General features: G+C 65.2%; 27 protein-coding genes, 4 tRNA genes and 1 pseudogene. 5 read left to right on the forward strand and 27 right to left on the reverse strand.

The features are described 5' to 3' along the window. Positions 1-273: 273 nt before the first annotated feature. The 23 genes from rplO to AC1AYD_RS10330 form a co-directional block, all read right to left on the reverse strand. Positions 274-723: a 50S ribosomal protein L15 gene (gene rplO / locus AC1AYD_RS10220; protein ID WP_476502904.1), complete on the reverse strand. Its 450-nt coding sequence runs from the start codon at positions 721-723 to the stop codon at positions 274-276. Positions 724-725: 2 nt separating this feature from the next. Beyond that, positions 726-908 carry a 50S ribosomal protein L30 gene (gene rpmD / locus AC1AYD_RS10225; protein ID WP_476502905.1) on the reverse strand — a complete coding sequence of 61 codons (183 nt, stop codon included), beginning with the start codon at positions 906-908 and terminating at the stop codon, positions 726-728. Between the two features lie 3 nt (positions 909-911). Next, positions 912-1,664: a 30S ribosomal protein S5 gene (gene rpsE, locus AC1AYD_RS10230; protein ID WP_084686093.1), complete on the reverse strand. Its 753-nt coding sequence runs from the start codon at positions 1,662-1,664 to the stop codon at positions 912-914. After that, positions 1,661-2,032, reverse strand: coding sequence for a 50S ribosomal protein L18 (gene rplR, locus AC1AYD_RS10235; RefSeq protein ID WP_034527275.1), 372 nt, complete (start codon positions 2,030-2,032; stop codon positions 1,661-1,663). The genes rpsE and rplR overlap by 4 nt, the downstream gene beginning before the upstream one ends. A gap of 1 nt (position 2,033) precedes the next feature. Then, a complete protein-coding gene (gene rplF / locus AC1AYD_RS10240) occupies positions 2,034-2,573 on the reverse strand; it encodes a 50S ribosomal protein L6 (RefSeq protein ID WP_476502906.1) in 540 nt (179 codons plus the stop codon). Between the two features lie 17 nt (positions 2,574-2,590). Beyond that, positions 2,591-2,989: a 30S ribosomal protein S8 gene (rpsH, locus tag AC1AYD_RS10245; protein WP_034527281.1), complete on the reverse strand. Its 399-nt coding sequence runs from the start codon at positions 2,987-2,989 to the stop codon at positions 2,591-2,593. A gap of 91 nt (positions 2,990-3,080) precedes the next feature. Beyond that, positions 3,081-3,266: a type Z 30S ribosomal protein S14 gene (locus tag AC1AYD_RS10250; protein WP_003814530.1), complete on the reverse strand. Its 186-nt coding sequence runs from the start codon at positions 3,264-3,266 to the stop codon at positions 3,081-3,083. A gap of 1 nt (position 3,267) precedes the next feature. Further along, a complete protein-coding gene (rplE, locus tag AC1AYD_RS10255; protein WP_476502907.1) occupies positions 3,268-3,843 on the reverse strand; it encodes a 50S ribosomal protein L5 in 576 nt (191 codons plus the stop codon). Continuing rightward, a complete protein-coding gene (gene rplX / locus AC1AYD_RS10260; protein WP_034527286.1) occupies positions 3,840-4,175 on the reverse strand; it encodes a 50S ribosomal protein L24 in 336 nt (111 codons plus the stop codon). Before rplX ends, rplE begins: the two co-directional genes overlap by 4 nt. 1 nt (position 4,176) lies before the next feature. Beyond that, entirely contained in the window at positions 4,177-4,545 is a 369-nt protein-coding gene (gene rplN, locus AC1AYD_RS10265; protein ID WP_034527288.1) for a 50S ribosomal protein L14, read from the reverse strand. A gap of 113 nt (positions 4,546-4,658) precedes the next feature. Continuing rightward, the gene (rpsQ, locus tag AC1AYD_RS10270) at positions 4,659-4,928 is read right to left on the reverse strand and encodes a 30S ribosomal protein S17 (protein ID WP_034527291.1); all 270 of its coding nucleotides are present in this window, start codon (positions 4,926-4,928) and stop codon (positions 4,659-4,661) included. A gap of 2 nt (positions 4,929-4,930) precedes the next feature. Continuing rightward, positions 4,931-5,182: a 50S ribosomal protein L29 gene (gene rpmC / locus AC1AYD_RS10275; RefSeq protein ID WP_055428029.1), complete on the reverse strand. Its 252-nt coding sequence runs from the start codon at positions 5,180-5,182 to the stop codon at positions 4,931-4,933. 1 nt (position 5,183) lies between these two features. Further along, positions 5,184-5,603: a 50S ribosomal protein L16 gene (gene rplP / locus AC1AYD_RS10280; protein WP_055428030.1), complete on the reverse strand. Its 420-nt coding sequence runs from the start codon at positions 5,601-5,603 to the stop codon at positions 5,184-5,186. Positions 5,604-5,609: 6 nt separating this feature from the next. Further along, positions 5,610-6,410, reverse strand: a complete 801-nt coding sequence (gene rpsC / locus AC1AYD_RS10285) for a 30S ribosomal protein S3 (protein ID WP_034527300.1) — start codon at positions 6,408-6,410, stop codon at positions 5,610-5,612. Between the two features lie 2 nt (positions 6,411-6,412). Next, a complete protein-coding gene (gene rplV, locus AC1AYD_RS10290) occupies positions 6,413-6,772 on the reverse strand; it encodes a 50S ribosomal protein L22 (protein ID WP_101622003.1) in 360 nt (119 codons plus the stop codon). Between the two features lie 15 nt (positions 6,773-6,787). Beyond that, complete coding sequence (gene rpsS / locus AC1AYD_RS10295; RefSeq protein ID WP_003814508.1) at positions 6,788-7,066, reverse strand: 30S ribosomal protein S19; 279 nt, start codon at positions 7,064-7,066, stop codon at positions 6,788-6,790. Positions 7,067-7,081: 15 nt separating this feature from the next. Next, positions 7,082-7,912, reverse strand: a complete 831-nt coding sequence (gene rplB / locus AC1AYD_RS10300) for a 50S ribosomal protein L2 (RefSeq protein ID WP_034527305.1) — start codon at positions 7,910-7,912, stop codon at positions 7,082-7,084. A gap of 36 nt (positions 7,913-7,948) precedes the next feature. Then, positions 7,949-8,245 (reverse strand): 50S ribosomal protein L23, encoded by a 297-nt coding sequence (gene rplW / locus AC1AYD_RS10305; RefSeq protein WP_476502908.1) that lies wholly within the window; start codon positions 8,243-8,245, stop codon positions 7,949-7,951. 5 nt (positions 8,246-8,250) lie between these two features. Further along, the gene (gene rplD / locus AC1AYD_RS10310; protein WP_476502909.1) at positions 8,251-8,907 is read right to left on the reverse strand and encodes a 50S ribosomal protein L4; all 657 of its coding nucleotides are present in this window, start codon (positions 8,905-8,907) and stop codon (positions 8,251-8,253) included. Between the two features lie 6 nt (positions 8,908-8,913). Beyond that, complete coding sequence (rplC, locus tag AC1AYD_RS10315; protein WP_034527320.1) at positions 8,914-9,564, reverse strand: 50S ribosomal protein L3; 651 nt, start codon at positions 9,562-9,564, stop codon at positions 8,914-8,916. Between the two features lie 17 nt (positions 9,565-9,581). Then, entirely contained in the window at positions 9,582-9,890 is a 309-nt protein-coding gene (rpsJ, locus tag AC1AYD_RS10320; protein WP_003827292.1) for a 30S ribosomal protein S10, read from the reverse strand. Between the two features lie 264 nt (positions 9,891-10,154). Then, complete coding sequence (locus AC1AYD_RS10325; protein ID WP_476502910.1) at positions 10,155-11,027, reverse strand: YwiC-like family protein; 873 nt, start codon at positions 11,025-11,027, stop codon at positions 10,155-10,157. A gap of 27 nt (positions 11,028-11,054) precedes the next feature. Then, entirely contained in the window at positions 11,055-12,602 is a 1,548-nt protein-coding gene (locus tag AC1AYD_RS10330; protein ID WP_476502911.1) for an MDR family MFS transporter, read from the reverse strand. A gap of 198 nt (positions 12,603-12,800) precedes the next feature. Here AC1AYD_RS10330 and budA point away from each other — a divergent pair, with 198 nt between their 5' ends. From budA to AC1AYD_RS10345, 3 genes are all read left to right on the forward strand, one after another. After that, positions 12,801-13,568 carry an acetolactate decarboxylase gene (budA, locus tag AC1AYD_RS10335; protein ID WP_476502912.1) on the forward strand — a complete coding sequence of 256 codons (768 nt, stop codon included), beginning with the start codon at positions 12,801-12,803 and terminating at the stop codon, positions 13,566-13,568. A 146-nt stretch (positions 13,569-13,714) separates the two neighbouring features. Continuing rightward, positions 13,715-15,238 carry an amino acid permease gene (locus AC1AYD_RS10340; protein WP_476502913.1) on the forward strand — a complete coding sequence of 508 codons (1,524 nt, stop codon included), beginning with the start codon at positions 13,715-13,717 and terminating at the stop codon, positions 15,236-15,238. 300 nt (positions 15,239-15,538) lie between these two features. After that, the gene (locus AC1AYD_RS10345; RefSeq protein WP_476545131.1) at positions 15,539-16,915 is read left to right on the forward strand and encodes an esterase/lipase family protein; all 1,377 of its coding nucleotides are present in this window, start codon (positions 15,539-15,541) and stop codon (positions 16,913-16,915) included. 48 nt (positions 16,916-16,963) lie between these two features. On the opposite strand, the gene AC1AYD_RS10350 is transcribed toward AC1AYD_RS10345, so the two are convergent. From AC1AYD_RS10350 to AC1AYD_RS10365, 4 genes are all read right to left on the reverse strand, one after another. Further along, positions 16,964-17,039, reverse strand: a tRNA-Val gene (locus tag AC1AYD_RS10350). A gap of 81 nt (positions 17,040-17,120) precedes the next feature. After that, positions 17,121-17,193 (reverse strand) — tRNA-Ala (locus tag AC1AYD_RS10355). A gap of 41 nt (positions 17,194-17,234) precedes the next feature. After that, positions 17,235-17,306 (reverse strand) — tRNA-Val (locus tag AC1AYD_RS10360). A gap of 37 nt (positions 17,307-17,343) precedes the next feature. Then, a tRNA-Gly gene (locus tag AC1AYD_RS10365) sits at positions 17,344-17,416 on the reverse strand. Positions 17,417-17,760: 344 nt separating this feature from the next. Between AC1AYD_RS10365 and AC1AYD_RS10370 the strand changes: the two are divergent. Continuing rightward, positions 17,761-19,252, forward strand: a pseudogene (locus tag AC1AYD_RS10370) (DUF2974 domain-containing protein). A gap of 32 nt (positions 19,253-19,284) precedes the next feature. Next, positions 19,285-19,911: a TetR/AcrR family transcriptional regulator gene (locus tag AC1AYD_RS10375; RefSeq protein WP_476545133.1), complete on the forward strand. Its 627-nt coding sequence runs from the start codon at positions 19,285-19,287 to the stop codon at positions 19,909-19,911. Positions 19,912-20,085: the final 174 nt, after the last annotated feature.

Below are 20,085 nucleotides of genomic sequence, written 5' to 3' on the forward strand. Positions count from 1 at the left end.
CAACAATCAGCAGACCGTAAACCATGCCCCAGGACACCCGTCAGGCATGCCCCAGGACATGACGTCAACCATGCCCCGAGACATACGTCAACTATCCGCTGAAACTAGACACGCTAACAATGCGTCGGAATCGCGGGGAAAAACACGGGGAAAATCACGGACCCCGACGCGGGTAGAAGTCGTCGGAAACGACATGACCCCCTCGCTCACGAGGGGCGAGAGGGTCATGTTCGTGAAGTTATCTCACCGAAGTGAGTGATCCGCGAAGGCGAATCAGGCTTCGATGCTGCCGCCGGCGGCCTCGATCTTGGCCTTGGCGGAAACGGAGGCCTTCACGCCCTTGAGCGTGAACGCGACGGAGACGTCGCCGTCGCCCAGGACCTTCACCGGGGCGTTGCCGCGAACGGCGCCCTTGGCGACCAGGTTCTCGACGGACACCTCGCCGCCCTCCGGGAAGAGCTCGACGAGACGCGCGATGTTGATGACCTGGAACTCGACCTTGAACGGGTTCTTGAAGCCACGGAGCTTCGGCAGGCGCATGTACAGCGGGAGCTGGCCACCTTCGAAGCCAGGACGCACGTTGGTGCGCTTGGTCTGGCCCTTGGCGCCGCGACCCGCGGTCTTGCCCTTGGAGCCCTCACCGCGGCCGACGCGGGTCTTCGCCTTGTTGGCGCCCGGAGCCGGCTTCAGATCGTGCATCTGCAGGATTTCGTTGTCTGCCATAATCAGTCGACCTCCTCGACGGTGACCAGGTGGCGAACGACGTTCACCAGACCGCGGTTGGCCGGGATGTCCGGACGGACAACGGTCTTGCCGATCTTGTTCAGACCCAGGGTCTGCGCGGCGGCACGCTGCTTCGGCGTGCGGTTCACGAGACCGTGGTGGAGCGTGATCTTCAGGTTAGCCATCTATCACTCACCATCCTTCGCTTCGGCGGCCTTGGCGGCCTGAGCCTCTTCACGGGCCTTGCGGGCCTCGGCGATGCCGGCGGCGCGGGCGCGCAGCAGGGCATCGGGGGCGACCTCGTTCAGGGCGAGACCACGACGGGCGGCGATCTCCTCCGGCTCCTCAAGCTGCTTGAGGGCGGCGACGGTCGCACGGACCATGTTGATCGCGGTCGGGGAGCCCATGGACTTGGTCAGCACGTCGGTGATGCCGGCGCACTCCATGACGGCGCGCACCGGGCCACCGGCGATAACGCCGGTACCGGGGGCGGCCGGACGCAGCAGGACGGTGCCCGCGGCGTCGTGACCGATCACCGGGTGGGTGACGGTGCCGCGGACGCGCGGCACGGTGAACATGTGCTTCTTGGCATCCAGCTGGCCCTTGGCGATGGCCGCCGGGACCTCACGGGACTTGCCGTAGCCGACACCCACGGTGCCGTTGCCGTCGCCGACCACCACGAGGGCGGCGAAGCTGAACGTACGGCCACCCTTGTGGGTCTTGGACACGCGGTTGATGGTCACGACGCGATCGAGGAGCTCATCACCCTTGTTCTCTTCGCGACGGTTGCGACGCTCACCGCGACGGCCCTCGCCGCGACGACCGCCACGGCGGCCGCCACGACGCTCGTCGTTGGCGTTGGCGTTGTTCTCGTCAGCCGGGGCAGCCTGAGTGTTCTGAGTTTCTTCAGCCACTTGGGTTTCCTTCATTTCTTCGCTCACAGTGCCAGACCTCCCTCACGGGCGCCATCGGCGACGGCGGCGACACGGCCGGTGTACTTGTGACCACCACGGTCGAAGACGACGGACTCGATGCCGGCGGCCTTGGCCTTCTCGGCGATGAGCTCGCCGACCTTCTTGGCGGCCTCGACCTTGGTGCCCTCGAAGCCGGCGAAGTCAGCGGTCAGCGTGGAGGCGGAGACCAGGGTGATGCCCTTGGTATCGTCCACGACCTGCGCGACCATGTGGCGGTTGGAACGGGTGACCACCAGGCGCGGACGCTCGGCGGTGCCGGAGATACGCTTGCGGATGCGGGCGTGACGACGCTTGAGCGCGGCCTTCTTGCCCTTGCCGAAAATAGTGACGCTCATATCACTTACCAGCCTTTCCAGCCTTGCGCAGAATATGCTCGCCGGCATACTTGATGCCCTTGCCCTTGTAGGGTTCCGGAGCGCGCAGCTTGCGGATGTTGGCGGCCACCTGACCGACCATCTGCTTGTCGGTGCCCTCGACGACGACGTGCGTCGCGTCGGTCACCTTGAGCGTGATGCCTTCCGGCGGGTTGACGGTGATCGTGTGGGAGTAGCCGAGGAAGAACTCGATGCCCTTGCCCTTGGCGACGGCGCGGTAACCGGTGCCGACGATCTCCAGGGTCTTGGAGTAGCCGTCGTGCACGCCCTTGACCATGCCGGCCATGATGGAGCGGGCCAGACCGTGCTTGGCACGGGTCGGACGCAGGTCGTCGGCCGGGGTGACGATGATCTCGTTGCCCTCGACGGCCGCGGTGATGCCTTCCGGCAGGATGTAGGAATCGGTGCCCTTCGCGCCCTTGGCCTCGAAGTTCTGACCGTCGATCTTGACCTCAACGCCAGCGGGGATGGCGATGGGGAGCTTACCAATATGCGATGCCATGTGTCAGCTCTCCTTTCTCACCACACGTAGGCGACGATCTCGCCACCGATGCCTCGATCGAGGCATTCCTTCTGGGTCAGCAGTCCCGACGAAGTCGAGATGATCGCGATGCCGAGGCCACCGAGCGGCATCGGCAGGGAGTCGGACTTCGCGTAGCGACGCAGGCCCGGCTTGGAGATGCGCTTGATGCCCTGGATGGAACGCTCGCCGTTCGGACCGTACTTGAGGGTGACCTCAAGGGTCTGACCGACCTTGGCTTCCTTGGCGGTGTAGTCCTTGATGAAGCCTTCGCGCTTCAGGATCTCCGCGATGTTCTTCTTGAACTTGGAGTACGGCATATCCACGGTCTCGTGCTTCGCCGCGCTCGCGTTACGCAGACGCGTGAGCATGTCTGCGATCGGATCTGTCATTGTCATGTGGGCTTATGCCCTTTCTCGCCGTGGTTTCCGCCGCCGGCTCCCCTGGGGCTCCAGGAGAGCTACAGCCGCGGACCTTCAGCGTCGATGTTTACCAACTGGACTTCGTAACGCCGGGCAGCTCGCCGCGGTGGGCCTTCTCGCGAAGGCAGATGCGGCACAGGCCGAACTTGCGGTACACGGAATGGGGACGACCGCAGACCTGGCAACGCGTGTAGGCGCGCACCTTGAACTTCGGCTTGCCGGCCGCCTTGTTCTTAAGAGCGGTTTTTGCCATATCAGTTCTCCTTGAAGGGGAAGCCGAGGTGCTTGAGCAGCGCGTAGGCTTCCTTGTCGTCCTTGGTGCTGGTCACCACGGTGATGTCCATGCCACGCTGGTGGTCGATGGAATCCGGATCGATCTCGTGGAACATGGACTGCTCGGTGAGACCGAAGTTGTAGTTGCCCTGGCCGTCGAACTGGTGGCCGTTGATGCCACGGAAGTCGCGGATGCGCGGCAGGGCCATCGTCAGCAGACGATCGAGGAACTCCCACATGCGGTCGCCACGCAGGGTGACGTACGCACCGATGGCCTGGCCCTCACGCAGGTGGAACTGCGCGACGGACTTCTTGGCCTTGGTAATCTTCGGCTTCTGGCCGGTGATCAGGGTGAGGTCCTTGACGGCGCCCTCGATGAGCTTGGAGTCGCGAGCGGCGGCACCGACACCCATGGAGACGACGACCTTCTGGACGCGAGCGACCTGCATCGGGTTGGAGTACTTGAACTCCTTCTCGAGCTCAGGCACGATATGCTCGTTGTACTGCACCTTCAAGCGCGGGGTGGCCGGCGCTTCGACGGTAGTGGTGTCGGTCATGCCAGCTCCTTTCCGGACTTCTTGGCGACGCGCACGCGCACGGTCTTCACCTTGCCGTCACGCGCCTCTTCCTTCACGATGACGCCGACGCGGGTCGGCTTGCCGGTCTCCGGGTCGATGACCATCACGTTGGAGCGATGGATCGGAGCCTCGACGGAGACGATGCCGGCCTGCTGGCCCTGCTGGGTGGCGCGGACGTGCTTCTTGACGATCTGAACGCCCTCGACGATCAGACGGTCGTTCGGCAGCACGCGAAGGACCTTGCCCTCCTTGCCGCGATCCTTGCCGCGGATGACCTTCACCTGGTCGCCGCTCTTGATCTTGGCTACCATGTCAGATCACCTCCGGGGCGAGGGACACGATGCGCATGAACTTCTTGTCGCGAAGCTCACGGGCGATCGGTCCGAAGATACGAGTGCCCTTCGGTTCACGGCCGGAGCCGAGAATCACCGCGGCGTTCTCATCGAACTTGATGTAGGAGCCGTCGACACGACGGTGCTCCTTGACGGTACGGACGACGACGGCCTTGACCACGTCACCCTTCTTGACCGATCCGCCAGGGATCGCGTCCTTGACCGAGGCGACGATGACGTCGCCCAGGCCGGCATAGCGTCGCTTCGAGCCACCGAGCACGCGGATGGCAAGGATTTCCTTGGCACCCGTGTTGTCGGCGACATGAAGCCGCGTTTCCTGCTGAATCATTGATTCTCCTTAGCCGAGCTGGTTCTCCCCGCACACCGGGCGCGGTGGATAGACGCACAGAACATCTATCTAACCGCGCCCGGTGGACGGCGAGCCTTGCCGAACTTATTTTTTTACTTGGCGCGCTCGATGATCGACTCGAGACGCCAACGCTTGGTCTTGCTCAGAGGACGAGTCTCCATGATACTCACGAGGTCGCCAATGTGCGCCTCGTTGTGTTCGTCATGGGCCTTGACCTTCTTGGTGGTGCGGACGACCTTGCCGTACAGCGGGTGGGTCTTGCGGTTCTCCAGCTCCACGGTGATCGTCTTGTCCATCTTATCGGACACGACGTAGCCGCGGCGAACCTTGCGGAAGTTGCGCTCCTGCTGCTCTTCAGCCATGATCACTGCTCCTTAGCGGTTTCGTCGGCCGGCTCGGAGGTGATGCCAAGCTCGCGCTCGCGCAGCACGGTGTACATGCGGGCGATGTCGTGCTTGACGGCCTTGAGGCGGGCCGTGTTCTCGAGCTGACCGGTGGCGGACTGGAAGCGCAGGTTGAACAGCTCTTCCTTGGACTTCTTCAGGAAGCCCTCGATCTCCGCGTTGGTCTTCTCGTTGAGATTCTTGATGGAGTATTCTTCGGTTCCGACTGCCATATCAGATGTCACCGCCTTCACGAGCAATCACACGGCACTTCATGGGGAGCTTGTCGATGGCACGACGCAGGGCTTCCTTGGCGACGTCCTCGGAGACACCACCGATCTCGAACATCACGCGACCAGGGTGGATGTTGGCGATCCAGAACTCCGGAGTACCCTTACCGGAACCCATTCGGGCGCCGAGCGGGTGCTTGGTCAGCGGACGATCCGGGAAGATCGTGATCCACACGCGGCCACCACGCTTGATGTAGCGGGTCATGGCGATACGCGCGGCCTCGATCTGGCGGTTGGTCACGTAAGCCGGGGCCAGCGCCTGGATGCCGTAATCACCGAAGTTGATCTCGTTGCCGCCCTTGGACATGCCGGAGCGGACGGGACGGTGCTGCTTGCGGTACTTGGTCCTCTTTGGGATAAGCATTCTTGCTCACTCCTTCGTTTCCGTGGCAGCGGGGGCCGCGGCGGCCTCGGCCTTGGGGGCCTCGGCGTTGCGGGCGGCACCGGCGTTGCGGTTGCCACGGCGCGGACGGCGATCGCCGCGACGGCCGGGACGGTTGTTCTGCTGGGCCTGCTGCTCTTCGAACTCACGTTCGGTCATGTCGCCCTTGTAGATCCAGACCTTGACGCCGATGCGGCCGTAGGTCGTCTTGGCCTCGAAGAAGCCGTAGTCGATCAGGGCGCGGAGGGTCTGCAGCGGGACGCGACCCTCGCGGTAGAACTCGGAACGGCTCATTTCGGCACCGCCGAGACGGCCGGAGAGCTTGATGCGGATACCCTTGGCACCGGCGCGCATGGCGTCCTGCTGGGCCTTGCGCATCGCGCGGCGGAAGGTGACGCGGTTGGTCAGCTGCTCCGCGATGCCCTGAGCGACGAGCTGGGCGTCCAGCGCGGCGTTCTTGACCTCGAAGATGTTGAGCTGGACCTGCTTGCCGGTCAGCTTCTCGAGCTTGGCGCGGACCTTCTCGGCCTCGGCGCCGCGGCGGCCGATCACGATGCCCGGACGGGCGGTGTGGATGTCGACGCGGACGCGGTCGCGGGTGCGCTCGATGACGATCTTGCTCACGCCGGCGCGCTCGAGGTCCTTGTTCATCTCCTTGCGGATCTTGTCATCCTCAAGGACGAAGTCGCTGTAGCGCTCGCCGGCCTTGTTGGAATCGGAGAACCACTTGGAGCGGTGGTTTTCAGTGACGCCCAGGCGGTAGCCAAAGGGATTGATCTTCTGACCCATCTTTAGCGGTTTCCTTCCTTGTTGGCGACGACGACCGTGATGTGGGAGGTGCGCTTGTTGATACGAGCGGCACGGCCCTGGGCACGAGCACGGAAACGCTTGAGCGTCACGCCCTCGTCCACGTAGGTCGCCTTGACGACCAGGTCGTTCTCACGGAACGGCTCGCCGGCCTTGTCGGCCTTGACGCGCGCGTTGGCGATGGCGCTCTCGAGGACCTTGCGAACCGGGATGGACGCGTCCTGCGGAGCGAACTTGAGGATGGTGAGGGCTTCGGTCGCCTGCTTGCCTCGGATGAGGTCGACCATGCGGCGAGCCTTGCGCGGCGTCACGCGGACGTGACGGGCGATTGCTTTAGCTTCCATAAGTCATTCTCTCCTTTAGCGGCGGGCCTTCTTGTCGTCCTTCACGTGACCCTTGAAGGTCTTCGTGGGGGCGAACTCACCCAGCTTGTGGCCGACCATGGCCTCGGTGACGAACACCGGGACGTGCTTGCGACCATCGTGGACAGCGAACGTGTGTCCGATGAAATCGGGGGTGATCATCGAACGGCGGGACCACGTCTTGATGACGTTCTTGGTACCCTTCTCGTTCTGCTCGTCGACCTTCTTCTGCAAGTGGGCGTCGACGAAGGGGCCCTTCTTGATGCTACGAGTCATCGCTTCGAATCTTCCTTACTTGCGGTTCTTGCCGGACGGACGGCGACGGACAATCATCTTGTTCGAAGCCTTCTTCGGACGACGGGTACGAACCTCGCCCTTGCCCCACGGGGAGACCGGCGGCTTGCCGCCGCGGGTACGACCGCCGTGCGGGTGGTCGACCGGGTTCATGGACTCACCACGGGTGATCGGGCGCTTGCCCATCCAACGGGCGCGGCCGGCCTTGCCGAGCTGGACGTTCGCGTGGTCCTCGTTGCCGACCTCGCCGACGGTCGCGCGGCAGCGGGCGTCGACGTTGCGGATCTCGCCGGACGGCATACGCAGCTGGGCGTAGGCGCCGTCCTTCGCGACGAGCTGGACCGAGGTGCCGGCGGAACGGGCGATCTTGGCGCCGCCGAGCGGCTTGAGCTCGATGGCGTGGATGACCGTACCGGTCGGGATGTTCTTCAGCGGCAGGTTGTTGCCCGGCTTGATGTCGGCCTGGGCGCCGGTCTCGATGACGTCGCCCTGCTTGATGCCCTTCGGCGCGATGATGTAGCGCTTCTCGCCGTCGGCGTAGTGCAGGAGGGCGATGCGGGCGGAGCGGTTCGGGTCGTACTCGATGTGAGCGACCTTGGCCGGCACGCCGTCCTTGTCCCAGCGACGGAAGTCGATGAGACGGTACTGGCGCTTGTGGCCGCCGCCACGGTGGCGGGACGTGATACGGCCGTAGGAGTTACGACCGCCGGTCTTGGAGAGCGGACGAACGAGCGACTTCTCAGGCGTGGAACGCGTGATCTCGGAGAAGTCCGAGACGGAGGCGTTGCGGCGGCCGGCGCTCGTCGGCTTGTAAACGCGGATAGCCATAATGTAGTTCTTCCTTTAACTTTTCTCGGCTAACCTTCAGTTACCGAAGATGTCGATGGTCTGGCCCTCGGCGACGGACACGATCGCACGCTTCTGGGAAACGCGACGACCGAAGCCGAGGCGGGCGCGAGTGCGCTTGCCCTCACGGTTGAGGGTGTTGACCTTCGTCACCTTGACATTGAAGATCTGTTCGATAGCCTGCTTGATCTGCACCTTGTTCGCGTTCGGGGCCACCACGAAGGTGTACTGGCCACGATCGGAGGCGGCGTAGCTCTTCTCGGACACGACGGGCTTGATGATGATGTCGTGAGCCGGCTTGTGAATAGCGACCATGGAAATCAGGCCTCCTTCTTGGTCTTCGCCGCCACGAAGGCCTCGAGGGCCTCCTTGGTGAAGACGACGTACTGCGCGGTCACCACGTCGTACGTGTTGAGCTGATCGACGAAGATCGGGTGGACATACGGAAGGTTGCGCACGGAGAGCCACTCGTTGACCTGGTCACGGGTCAGCGCGATGGTGGCGAACTTCTCACCGATGACCGGGTTCAGGGCGGCGATGGCGGCCTTGGTGGACGGCTTCTCGGAGACGCCGAAGTCGACGACGGCCACGCGACCGGCGTTGGCGCGGTCGGAGAGCACGTACTTGAGGGCGGCGGCCTTCATCTTCTTGGGGGTGCGCTGGGAGTAGTCACGCGGCTGCGGGCCGAACACGACGCCGCCGTGGTACCACTGCGGGGCGCGGATGGAGCCCTGGCGGGCACGACCGGTGCCCTTCTGCTTCCACGGCTTCTTGCCGCCGCCGGAGACGTTGGCGCGGGTCTTGGTCGCGTGGGTGCCGGCACGACGGGCGGCGAGCTGCGCGATGACGACCTGGTGAATCAGCGGGATGCGGGACTGGACCTCTTCGGCGGAGAAGCCGAAGAGGTCGGCCGGGGCCTCGACGGTGCCGGCGGCCTGGCCCTGCGGGTCGGTGACGTTCAGAGTAACGTTAGCCATGGCTTATCAGGCTCCCTTCACGGCGGAGCGAACGAGAACGATGCCGCCCTTCGGGCCCGGGATGGCGCCCTTGATGGCGAGGATGCCGTTCTCGACATCCGCGGAGACGACGGTCAGGTTCTGCACGGTGGAGGTCACATGACCCATGCGGCCAGCCATGCGCTTGCCCTTGAGAATGCGGCTCGGAGTCGCGCACGCGCCGACGGAACCGGGGCGACGCTCGTTCTTGTGGGAGCCGTGGGTACGGCGGTAGGACTTGAAGCCCCAACGCTTGATGGTGCCGGCGAAGCCCTTGCCCTTGGTGGTGCCGGTCACGTCGACCTCAGCGCCCTCGGCGAAGACGTCGGCGTTGAGCTCCTGGCCCACCTCGTACTCGGTGGCGTTGTCCTCGCGCACCTCGACGAGGTGACGGCGCGGGGTCACACCGGCCTTGGCGAAGTGGCCGGCGAGCGGCTTGGTGACCTTCGTCGGGTCGATCTGGCCGTAGCCGAGCTGGACGGCGGTGTAGCCGTCGGTCTCCGGGGTCTTGATGGCGGTGACGACGTTGGTGGAGACGTCCACCAGCGTGACGGGCACGAAGAAGCCGTTCTCGTCCCACACCTGCGACATGCCGAGCTTCTTGCCCAGCAGCGCCTTGCGATCCTTATGTTGCGACATAGCGGTTCCCTCCTCCCTTACAGCTTGATCTCGATGTTGACGTCCGCAGGCAGATCGATGTGCATCAGGGAATCCACGGCCTTCGGGGTCGGGTCCACGATGTCGATGAGGCGCTTGTGCGTGCGCATCTCGAAGTGCTCGCGAGAATCCTTGTACTTATGAGGAGAACGGATAACACAGAAAACGTTCTTCTCGGTCGGCAGCGGAACGGGGCCAACAACAGTTGCGCCCGCGTTCGTCACCGTTTCGACGATCTTCTTCGCCGATTGGTCGATGACCTCGTGGTCATAGGACTTAAGCCTGATGCGGATTTTCTGTCCCGCCATTGCCGTCCGCCCTTTCTAGCGATTCGTGTACTGGTTTCCAGCCTGCTTCTTCAGGGCACCGGCGCGCATGGCCTCCCTTGGACATACGTCCTCTGGCGGTCATCCGACATCAGTGCACGGCACCACGAATCGCACTGCGATCCGCCGGCCCGTGCTCGCTTTGTTATTTCCAATGTGCGAGCCCAAATCAGGCAACTTGAGTATCTAATCACCGGCCTTGGACGAGCGCGCCCCCGCGACACGCCGTCACCGTATAAGGCAGGCTCATGCCGTCGTCACCGCCAGCACGGCGACGAAGACCAGCAGGGTGGAGACCATCTCGACCATGCCGGCGACGACCGGCTTCACCCGTCGGCGCGAACCGATCCACGGCAGCGTGACCGCGCGCGCCAGCAGCCAGACCGCGGCGAGCTGCGCCCACAGGAACCGCGCGCGCATCCACGCGCCGGGTCCGAGTCCTGCCGCCGCGGACCACACCCACCAGGTCACGCCCGCGAACAGTGCCGCATGCCATGCGATCGATGCGACGAGGTACGCGCGGCTCCCCCGCTCGCGGATCATCGTCTTGACGAACAGCACCGAACCGAACTGCGTCACCGCGAACACGGCCGACATCATCACCGCCGTGGACGGCATCATCGCATGCAACGGATTATGCGCCCCATACGAGGCGACGACCGTGGCCATCAGCGACGAGGCGAGCACGGCCACCGCGTTGCCCCACAGGCTGCGTTCGCGCCTGAACCATGCGGCGAGGAACGAGAGCGCGGCCAGCACCATATATAAGGGAGCCCAGCGCAGTATGCCCGGATTGACGATGATGAATGGAATCCCGAACACGGCCAGCGCCGCCCCATACCCCGCCACGGGCATCCGGTACCGCCGCGCGAACTGGGATTTGAGCCACCGCGCCGCGACGAACTGCACGCAGTAGCACAGCGCCCACAGCACCACCAGCCACACGGAATCCCGGGTCGGACCTCCTGCGACAAGCCCGGCCGCCGCGGGCGCAAGCGCCATCACCCACGCTCCCGGCTGGTCGGGAATCCAGTCCCGCACGCCCGTGGCGCGGGACTTTGCGGGAGAGCCGACGGGAGATTTCACAGGGGCCTTCACCGGCTTGGGCACATCACTCATACGCCCAGTCTAACGGCGCTAACGGCGCTACCGGCGCAGGCGGCGCATCGCGCGGGCGGCGGCCTCGTGGGCGGAGCCCGCGCCGTTGCCGCGCACGCCGAAGGCGACGAGCAACACCATGACGAAGCACAGCGTGGCGGAGATGCGCAGCGCCCACTGGATGCCGGCGATGTTCGCGAGCGTCGCGGACATGCCGCCCGCATGGTACATGGCGGTGAACGTCTCCATCAGGATCACGAGGATCGGCGCGCCCATCGCGCCCGCCACCTGACGGGCCGTGTTCGTCACGGCCGAGCCGGCGGAGATACCGGAGGGCTCGAGGCAGTTGAGCGACCACGTGGTGATCGGCATCAGCAGCGACCCCATGCCGATCTGACGCACGAACTGGCAGATCGACACCCACCAGATCCACGTGTCGGACGAGATGAGGCTCATGCCGATCGTGCCGACGGTGAGCATGATCGCGCCGAACAGGGCGACGGGCCGCGCGCCGAAGCGGTCGAGCGCCTTGCCGCCGAACAGCTGGGAGATGCACTGGCCGATCGCGCCGGGCAGCATGATGAGGCCGCTCATCGTCGCGGAGTAGCCACGGTCGTTCTGGATGTAGAGCGGCATGATCACCAGAATCGAACTGAACGCGAAGAACGCGAGCGACGCGGTGATCGTGCCTACGGTGAACGAGTGGTTCCTCAGCACGCCCAGGTCGAGCAGCGCCGGCTCGGGCCTCTCCCCGCGCACGACGCCCTCACGGTAACGGCGCGAACGGCGCACCTGACGCGCGACGAACCAGATGATGCCGACCACGCCGACGAGCATCGACGCCCACACCATCGGATGCGTGAACGGATAGTTCTCGATGTTCGTGAATCCGAACATCAGTCCACCGAAACCGAACACGGACAGGGCGACGGAGAAGAAGTCGGCCCGCGCGGTCGCGTCGTTCTCGCCGAAATCATGCAGCCACAGCACGGCGGCGACGAGCGAGAGCGCACCGATCACCGTGAGCGTGAGGAAGATGGAACGCCATCCGTTCGCGTCGGTCTGCAGGCCGCCGAGCGTCGGGCCGATGGCGGGGGCGACGCTCATCGCGATGCCCACGGTGCCCATCGCGGCGCCGCGGCGCGACAGCGGGAATATCGAGAACACGGTGATCTGCAGGACCGGCCACATCACGCCGGTGCCGACGGCCTGCAGCACGCGGCCGGCGAGCAGGACGAGGAACGTGGGCGCGAGCCACGCGCACACGGAACCGAGCGTGAACACGATCATCGACGTGATGACGATCTGGCGCGTGGAGAAGCGGCGCGTGAGGAACGCGGTGAGCGGCACCATCACGCCCATCACAAGCTGGAACACGGACGTGAGCCACTGTCCGGTGGTCACATTGATGCGGAATTCGTCGACGATCGACGGCAACGCGGCGGACAGCTGGAGCTGCGTGAAGTTGCCGACGAACGTGATGAACGTGAGGATGGCGAGCGAGACGAACGCCGTGTGCGTCAGATGCCCGTCAACGTATGATTCCTCACGCGTGAGCGTGCGCTTCGATCCCAGCTTCGTCACCATATGCCGCATACTTCTTCCCGTGCGATTCCCGAGGGGATTCGGCCGCCGTCGACCACGATGCGGCTCCCCGAAAGCACGCGAATACGCTATACCCAGCCGTGCCCAATCCACACGCAATCACGCTGTGAGCGAGGTCACGGCGGCGGATGCGGGAATCCGCGACATCTTCCTTGCCTCGCCGGAGGCGGTCATTTATATTACGGAATCGTGAGCGAACTGAAGGGCAAATCGATCGAACCGATCCACGATCACCGCGCGAACGTGCTCTACCAGCACGGCACGCTCGCATTGCTCGTGCCAGGGCTGCTGGAAGGCACCACGACGATGGGCGAACTGCTCACCCACGGCGACACGGGCATCGGCACCGGCGAAGGGCTCGACGGCGAGATCATCGTGCTCGACGGGCGCGCGTGGAAGGTGGGCCGCACCGGCGAGGTGGAGGCCGTGCCCGACGATCTGACGCTGCCGTTCGCGAACATGCACCGGGCCGCGTTCCAGTACCAGTGCGAACGCAGCGACATCGGCCTGGAGGAGCTCAACCGGCGCATCGTCGAGGCGAACGGACGCGCGAACACGTTCTTCGCCGTCATCGTGCGCGGCACGTTCAGCTTCATCAAGACGCGCGCCGTCATCAAACAGCAGGCACCGTACCCGACGCTCGAGGAGGTCGCGGACCGGCAGGCGATCTTCCTCGGCCACGACGTGCGCGGCACGATGCTCGGCTACTTCTCCCCCGTCATGTTCCACGGCGCGGCCGTCGCCGGATTCCACGAGCATTTCCTCGCCGACGACCATTCGATCGGAGGCCACGTGCTCGACGCGGTGCTCGAACGCGGCGAAATCCTGAGCCAGGTGTTCGACACGATGGTCACGCACCTGCCCGTCGACAATCCTGACTACCGCAATCACGACTTCACCCGCGACAACATCGCCGAGGCGATCACCAACGCGGAAGGCGACGTGAAGGCGGACTGAACCAGACCGGCCGGCGCGTGCGCGCCCGCGGCGTCGCGGCACGCGCGCCGGCGGAACGTCGCGCCGGAACCGGCGTCCCGCTCGTGACCGGCCTAGCGTATACTGTCTGCGATTCGACCGCAACCGCGAGACAGAGGACGAGAGAGATGAGCGACAACGAAGCCGGAACGACGGCGGAAGCGCGCGCCGACGCCATGACGGCGACGGCGACCGACGCACCGGCCACCACCCCGCCGGACGACCCGACCACCGGCACCGAGAAGCATACGAGGCACGCACTGCACACGAACCTCAAGCGCGGCATGGAGGCGCGGCATCTGCAGATGATCTCGCTGGGCGGCGTGATCGGCACCGGTCTGTTCCTGAGCTCCGGCTACACGATCCAGCAGGCGGGACCGATCGGCACGATTCTCGCCTACGCGATCGGCGCGGTCATCGTGTACCTGGTGATGCTCACGCTCGGCGAACTGTCCGTAGCGATGCCGGTGACCGGCTCGTTCCACGTGTACGCGGAGAAGTTCATCGGACCGGGCACCGGCTTCGTGATCGCCATCCAGTACTGGCTCACGTGGACGGTGGCGCTCGGCTCCGAGTTCACGGCGGCCGGCCTGCTCATGCAGCGGTGGTTCCCGCACACGCCCACATGGATATGGTCGGCGGCGTGCATCGCGCTGATCTTCACGCTGAACGCCCTATCCGTGCGGTTCTTCGCCGAGGCGGAGTTCTGGTTCGCCTCGATCAAGGTGTTCGCGATCTGCGCGTTCATCCTGATCGGCACGCTCACGATCTTCGGCATCATCCCGATGAAGGGGTACACGCACGCGCCGATGTTCGACAACCTGTTCAAGGACGGCGTCTTCCCGAACGGCTTCATGCCCGTGTTCGCGACGATCCTCACCGTGAACTTCGCGTTCTCCGGCACCGAGCTGATCGGCGTGACCGCCGGCGAGACGCGCGACCCGGAGAAGGCGGTGCCGAAGGCGATCCACACGACGCTGTGGCGCCTGGTCCTGTTCTTCATCGGCTCGATCGTCGTGATGAGCGCGCTCATCCCGTGGCGTCAGGCGGGCGTGGGCGAAAGCCCGTTCGTGCTCGTGCTCAACTCGGTGGGCATCCCGTATGCGGCGGACATCATGAACTTCGTCGTGCTCACGGCCGTGCTCTCCGCCTCGAACTCCGGCCTGTACGCCTCGACGCGCATGGTGTGGTCGATGGGCCATGAGGGCATGATCCCGCGCTGGTTCGCGAAGACGAACCGCCGCGGCGTGCCGATGCTCGCCCTGTGCGCGGCGATGGCCGGCGGCCTGCTCGCGCTGCTCTCCTCGGTGGTGGCGGCCTCCACCGTGTACCTCGTGCTCGTGGCCCTGTCCGGCCTGTCGGCCGTGGTGGTGTGGATCGCGATCGCGTACTGCCAGATCGTGTTCCGCCGCCGCTGGGTCGCCTCCGGGCATACGGCCGCCGAGCTCAAGTACGCGACGCCCGGCTACCCGTGGACCTCGTGGGGTGCGTTCATCCTGTGCACCGCCTCGTTCCTGCTCGTGTTCTTCGACAAGGAGCAGCGGTTCGCGCTCGTGGCCGAGCTGCTGTTCATCGTCGTGTGCTATGCCGCGTACTTCGTGCAGAAGTGGTGGCGCGACAAGCATCCGGCGGCCGAGGTGCAGCTGCCGTAAAGCCGTGGATAACCGCGGATAGCCGTGGATAACGGGCCGCGGCCCTGGAAGCCGTCGCGATTGCGACGGCTTCTGCGTTGGAAGGGGTACATTCCGGTTCCGCGGGACGCGTATCTGGCTTGTGAGGGGTACCTTTCCACGGATATTCCGGGTATGGGCCGCGCCATTGCATGCCGGCAACCGGGAATATCGCGTTGCAGGCACCCCTCGCAACGCAGATAAGTGTCGGCTCGGGAGAGGCGGTACCCTCCAAAGCGATATGACCCTCCGTTTGCCGTACAGGGGCCGTATAGTGAAAGCGTGAACGGCTCTGCGAAGGTTCCAGGTGCTCCGGCGACCGCGACGGCGGCCGCCCCGGTGAAAAGCGGGCGGATCGCCGCCTGCGCGTTCGGCGTGGCCATGCTGCGCGTGTTCTGGTGGACGACGCTGGTCGCCGGCATCGCGTTGGCGGCGTCTCTTGTGACGATGTTGACGGCCTCATGGCCGGTCCCTTGGGTTCCCGACTGCTGGACGACGTGGCTCGCCGCGTTGGGTGGCGTCGTGGTGGTCGAATCGGTGGTCTTCTGGATCGGCATCGTCACCGTGTATCTCACGTCGGTGCAACTGGGGTTGAGGATTCGTGTGATCGGCATCCTGTGCGGCTGGATTCCGATCGCGAATCTCGTCGCGTTGCACCATATCATCCGCACCGTGGCGGAGGAGGTGCGCTTCGAATCGGCGAAGGAGCGGCTGGACCGGGCGCGCGCCGGCGCACGCGTGTGCGCGACGCGCTACCCGGTCCTGTTCGTGCACGGCGTCTTCTTCCGTGACACGAAGGCGCTCAACTATTGGGGTCGTGTGCCGGCGGAGCTGGAGCGCAACGGCGCGGTCGTCTATTACGGCGAGCATCAGTCGGCGGCGTCCGTGGCGGACAGCGCGCGCGAACTGACCGAACGCATCCGGCGGATCGTCGAAACGACCGGATGCGGGAAGGTGAACGTGATCGCCCATTCGAAGGGCGGATTGGACATGCGCTACGCGATTGCGCGATGCGGTGCCGGGCGGTGGGTGGCGTCGCTGACGACGATCAACACGCCGCATCGCGGCTGCGGGTTCGCGGACTACCTGCTGACGAACATCCCGATGGCGGTGCAGCGGCGCGTCGAGGCGGCGTACAACGCGGCCGCCTCGCATCTGGGCGACAAGAAGCCCGACTTCATGGCCGCGGTGCACGACCTCACGCAGGCGGGCTGCGCGCGACTCAACGCGGAGATCGGCGATGCGGTGCTGCTGGAGGAGGGAGCGCGTGCGGCGGCGGGCGGCATGGCCGGCACGACCGGCACGGTGACGGTACCGGGCGGCGGAGCGGCGGAGCGCACGGCGGGTGCGGCGGGGCTCGGACCGTTCGCTGGTATCCTGTGCCGCAGTGTCGGGTCACGGCTCGCGCATGCGACGACCGGCAAGTTCCCGCTGAACTTCACGTACCCGCTGGTGAAGTGGTTCGACGGGCCGAACGATGGACTGGTCGCGCGGCCGTCGTTCCCGTGGGGCGAGAGCTTCACCTGGCTGGAACCGAACGGCGTGCGCGGTATCTCCCACGCGGACATGATCGACCTGAACCGCGAGAACATCCCCGGCTTCGACGTGCGCGAGTTCTACGTGGGACTGGTCGCCGATCTGAAGCGCCGCGGGCTATGAGAGGCGAGCGAATACGCAAAAGGCCACCGCTTGTGGCGGTGGCCTTGGTGGTGGGCGATGTAGGAATCGAACCTACGACCCCTTCGGTGTGAACGAAGTGCGCTAGCCGCTGCGCCAATCGCCCATATCGCGCGTCGATGCCGCTCGTCCGAGCGAAACCGGCGTTTCGACGAAAAAACCGGCGGACGCCGGTTCCTTCTTCGAGTGGAGCTAAGGGGATTCGAACCCCTGACCCTCTCCATGCCATGGAGATGCGCTACCAGCTGCGCCATAGCCCCGTGTTCTGTTATGCACGCGTCTGCCGAAGCAGTCACGTTCGTGGGCGATACAAGATTCGAACTTGTGACCCCTTCCGTGTCAGGGAAGTGCGCTACCTCTGCGCCAACCGCCCGGGTCGTCTTCAGACCGAATCGCTCCGGCCTTCCGAGAGCGGACAACGGGACTCGAACCCGCGGTCTCAACCTTGGCAAGGTTGCGCTTTACCAACTAAGCTATGTCCGCAGTTGTTTGCTGCTCCGTGAAGCAACGAGTGAATAACATACGCGAGTTTCCACCATCATGCAAATCGAGACGCCCCATCGGCGTGTCGCGCGCGATTCCTGGAGCTTCGCAGCACGTCTCCGTCATCGCGAAAACCGCACGAAATCGCCGATAATGACGCATGGGCGCCGCCTGAAGCGCGACTAGACTGAGTGACTGAACGCGATGGAACGCAACCGGACGCAACCGGGCGCAACCGGAGACCGCCGAACGACCGAACGACCGGGCGGGCGCGGGCGGCGGCATCACGGCATCGCACGACATCGCACGGGAATCGTGCCACACACGCACGGAAGGAGACGCCCATGGGCAACGTGTTCGACTATGTGACCGGCGAACGACGCCCGCTCACCGATCCGGACGCGCCGTTCAACGAGGTCGACGCGCTCGTGTTCGCCTCGCTCTCCTACGAGGACGTGGCGCGGCTCTCCCCCACGCTCGCGCTCGACGAGACCAAGGGCGGCGCCCGCGGCGGCTCGTTCGCGGCCCGGCTGCGCGCGTTCGAGCCGCGCCACCCGTGGCTGTGGGTCAAGGGGTTGGTGCGCGAGCCGTTCGAATCGGTCACGCTCGCCGAGGCGGAACAGGCGCTGCATCGCGAGCTCACGGGTGCGGCCGACGGCGGCGGCGACATTGGCAACAGCAGCGACAGTGCCAAAGACGGCGACGATACGGACGCTACAGACGGCGATACCGGTCATACCGGCGATACGGACGGTACGGCCGGCGCGGCCGACACAGGCAAGCCGGACGCGCAGATGGTCGGTCTGACCGACCCGAACGAGACGCACGACTTCTTCGCCGCCGTGGCCGCCTCGCCGCGGTTCGCGGCGACGCGGCTCGGCGCGGTGGCCGAACACGTGAATCCGGGCGAGCAGACGCAGTTCGCGGCGATGACGTTCATGCTGCCGGACGGCCGGGATTGGCGCGGCCGGCCGCGCGTCAAGAATCCGACGCGCGGCGGCACGCTGGTCATCGCCTTCCGCGGCACCGACGATTCGCTCATCGGGTGGAAGGAGGACTTCAACATGGCCTTCCAATACCCGGTGCCGGCGCAGCGGGCGGCGAGCGCCTACCTCGACATGGTGGCGCGGCTGTGGCGCGGACCGATCGTGCTCACCGGACATTCGAAGGGCGGCAATCTGGCGGTGTACGCGGCGATGAACGCGGATGAGGAGGTGCGTCGGCGCATCCGTCACGTGTATTCGTTGGATGGTCCGGGATTCCCGCCGAACGTGGTCACGTCGCGGCAGTATCTGGATATCCAGCCGAAGGTGACGAAGATCGTACCGAGTTCGTCGATCGTGGGGCAGATCTTTGAGACGCCGGAGCCATGCCGCGTGGTCACGTCGGATTCGGACGGAATCATGCAGCATTTCTCGTTCTCCTGGCAGGTGGAGGGCGACCGGTTCGTGACGGAGCCGGATCTTGCATCGAGTTCGCAGCTGTTCAACCAGTCGTTGAACGCGTGGATGGCCGGGTTGACGGTGGAGCAGCGCGAGCGCGCGGTGGATGCGCTGTTCGCGGTGCTGCATGCGAACGGCGCGACGACGTTCTCCGAGGTGATGGCCGGGTTCCCGGGGTCGATTCCGGCGATGATCGCGTCGATGCTGGGCCTGCCGGCGCAGGACCGGCGTCATCTGCTGGAGGCGGTGGCGATCCTGGTGCGCGCGACGATGGCGCGGCAGTCCGGCGGACAGTCCGCGCGGCAGTCCGGGAACCAGCCCAAGGAACAGCCCACGGAACAGCCCGCATAGCGCAGCGCTCGCCCCATGTCCTCTTATTGGTTATACTGTCTAGACAGATTGTCTAGATTGTTGACGGGAGGGACCATGTCACGACCACGCAGGGACTCGAACATCCCACCGGCCAAGGAGCGCATGGAGAACGCGTTCTGGGGGCTGCTCGCCGACCGCGAGTACCGCCGCATCACCGTCACCGACATCGTGCACCGCGCGCAGGTGAACCGCAATTCGTTCTACTATCATTTCTCCGGACTGTCGGAACTCGCCGACGCGGCGATCCTCGCCGAAGTGCAGACCTCGCCGCTCATCCAGGAGGCGCCCGATCCGGACGCCGACCCGCAGGAGCAGTGGCGCAAACGCGTCACGCATTTCATGCATTCGCCGCGCGAACAGCAGCGTCTCGACCGTCTCGCCCTGCTCGCCGGGCCGCACAGCTCCCCCGAACTCGTCGAATCGCTGCATGATTTCGCGCGATTGTCACTGATGCAGACGCTCGACCTCGACGCGGACCATCTGGACCTCAAGACCGACCTGCTGCTCGACTTCACGGCCGGCGGCCTGCTGTCGATTCTCAAACGCTGGCCGGAGCTGCGCCAAAGCGTCTCGATGGACGACCTGCTCAACGAGGACGTGGCCGTGCTCGCGATGGGCATCTACCTGTCCATGTCCAAGGAGAACATGCTCGCCTACTGGAACCGCATCTACAACAAGTAGGAGGGCGACGGCACCCCCTCAGACGGGCTTCGCCCGCCAGCTCCCTCTGAAGGGGGCGCAAGAGGTTGGACATGCGCCAGCCGGTTCCGCGCCCCCTGAAGGGGGAGCTGGACGCCGTAGGCGGACTGAGGGGGTGTGCGGTTTCTCACAGAGGGGAATCATCGCGTCATCATG

This window comes from Bifidobacterium sp. LH_426 (assembly GCF_056356875.1).

Excerpts from the sequence above, each read along its gene's own strand:
- rpmC (WP_055428029.1), bottom strand. The coding sequence starts at position 5,182 with ATGGCAGTCGGAACCGAAGAATACTCCATCAAGAATCTCAACGAGAAG.
- rpsJ (WP_003827292.1), bottom strand. The coding sequence starts at position 9,890 with ATGGCGGGACAGAAAATCCGCATCAGGCTTAAGTCCTATGACCACGAG.
- rplN (WP_034527288.1), bottom strand. The coding sequence starts at position 4,545 with ATGATTCAGCAGGAAACGCGGCTTCATGTCGCCGACAACACGGGTGCC.
- AC1AYD_RS10325 (WP_476502910.1), bottom strand. The coding sequence starts at position 11,027 with ATGAGTGATGTGCCCAAGCCGGTGAAGGCCCCTGTGAAATCTCCCGTC.
- rplR (WP_034527275.1), bottom strand. The coding sequence starts at position 2,032 with ATGAGCGTCACTATTTTCGGCAAGGGCAAGAAGGCCGCGCTCAAGCGT.
- rpmD (WP_476502905.1), bottom strand. The coding sequence starts at position 908 with ATGGCTAACCTGAAGATCACGCTCCACCACGGTCTCGTGAACCGCACG.
- rplV (WP_101622003.1), bottom strand. The coding sequence starts at position 6,772 with ATGGAAGCTAAAGCAATCGCCCGTCACGTCCGCGTGACGCCGCGCAAG.
- rplE (WP_476502907.1), bottom strand. The coding sequence starts at position 3,843 with ATGACCGACACCACTACCGTCGAAGCGCCGGCCACCCCGCGCTTGAAG.
- AC1AYD_RS10250 (WP_003814530.1), bottom strand. The coding sequence starts at position 3,266 with ATGGCAAAAACCGCTCTTAAGAACAAGGCGGCCGGCAAGCCGAAGTTC.
- rplC (WP_034527320.1), bottom strand. The coding sequence starts at position 9,564 with ATGTCGCAACATAAGGATCGCAAGGCGCTGCTGGGCAAGAAGCTCGGC.
- rplB (WP_034527305.1), bottom strand. The coding sequence starts at position 7,912 with ATGGCTATCCGCGTTTACAAGCCGACGAGCGCCGGCCGCCGCAACGCC.
- rpsC (WP_034527300.1), bottom strand. The coding sequence starts at position 6,410 with ATGGGTCAGAAGATCAATCCCTTTGGCTACCGCCTGGGCGTCACTGAA.
- rpsS (WP_003814508.1), bottom strand. The coding sequence starts at position 7,066 with ATGACTCGTAGCATCAAGAAGGGCCCCTTCGTCGACGCCCACTTGCAG.
- AC1AYD_RS10375 (WP_476545133.1), top strand. The coding sequence starts at position 19,285 with ATGTCACGACCACGCAGGGACTCGAACATCCCACCGGCCAAGGAGCGC.
- rplW (WP_476502908.1), bottom strand. The coding sequence starts at position 8,245 with ATGGTCGCTATTCACAAGCCGGCTCACGACATCATCATCAAGCCCGTC.
- AC1AYD_RS10330 (WP_476502911.1), bottom strand. The coding sequence starts at position 12,602 with ATGCGGCATATGGTGACGAAGCTGGGATCGAAGCGCACGCTCACGCGT.
- AC1AYD_RS10340 (WP_476502913.1), top strand. The coding sequence starts at position 13,715 with ATGAGCGACAACGAAGCCGGAACGACGGCGGAAGCGCGCGCCGACGCC.
- rplO (WP_476502904.1), bottom strand. The coding sequence starts at position 723 with ATGGCAGACAACGAAATCCTGCAGATGCACGATCTGAAGCCGGCTCCG.
- rplX (WP_034527286.1), bottom strand. The coding sequence starts at position 4,175 with ATGGTAGCCAAGATCAAGAGCGGCGACCAGGTGAAGGTCATCCGCGGC.
- rpsH (WP_034527281.1), bottom strand. The coding sequence starts at position 2,989 with ATGACAATGACAGATCCGATCGCAGACATGCTCACGCGTCTGCGTAAC.
- rpsQ (WP_034527291.1), bottom strand. The coding sequence starts at position 4,928 with ATGGCTGAAGAGCAGCAGGAGCGCAACTTCCGCAAGGTTCGCCGCGGC.
- rplD (WP_476502909.1), bottom strand. The coding sequence starts at position 8,907 with ATGGCTAACGTTACTCTGAACGTCACCGACCCGCAGGGCCAGGCCGCC.
- rplP (WP_055428030.1), bottom strand. The coding sequence starts at position 5,603 with ATGCTTATCCCAAAGAGGACCAAGTACCGCAAGCAGCACCGTCCCGTC.
- rplF (WP_476502906.1), bottom strand. The coding sequence starts at position 2,573 with ATGGCATCGCATATTGGTAAGCTCCCCATCGCCATCCCCGCTGGCGTT.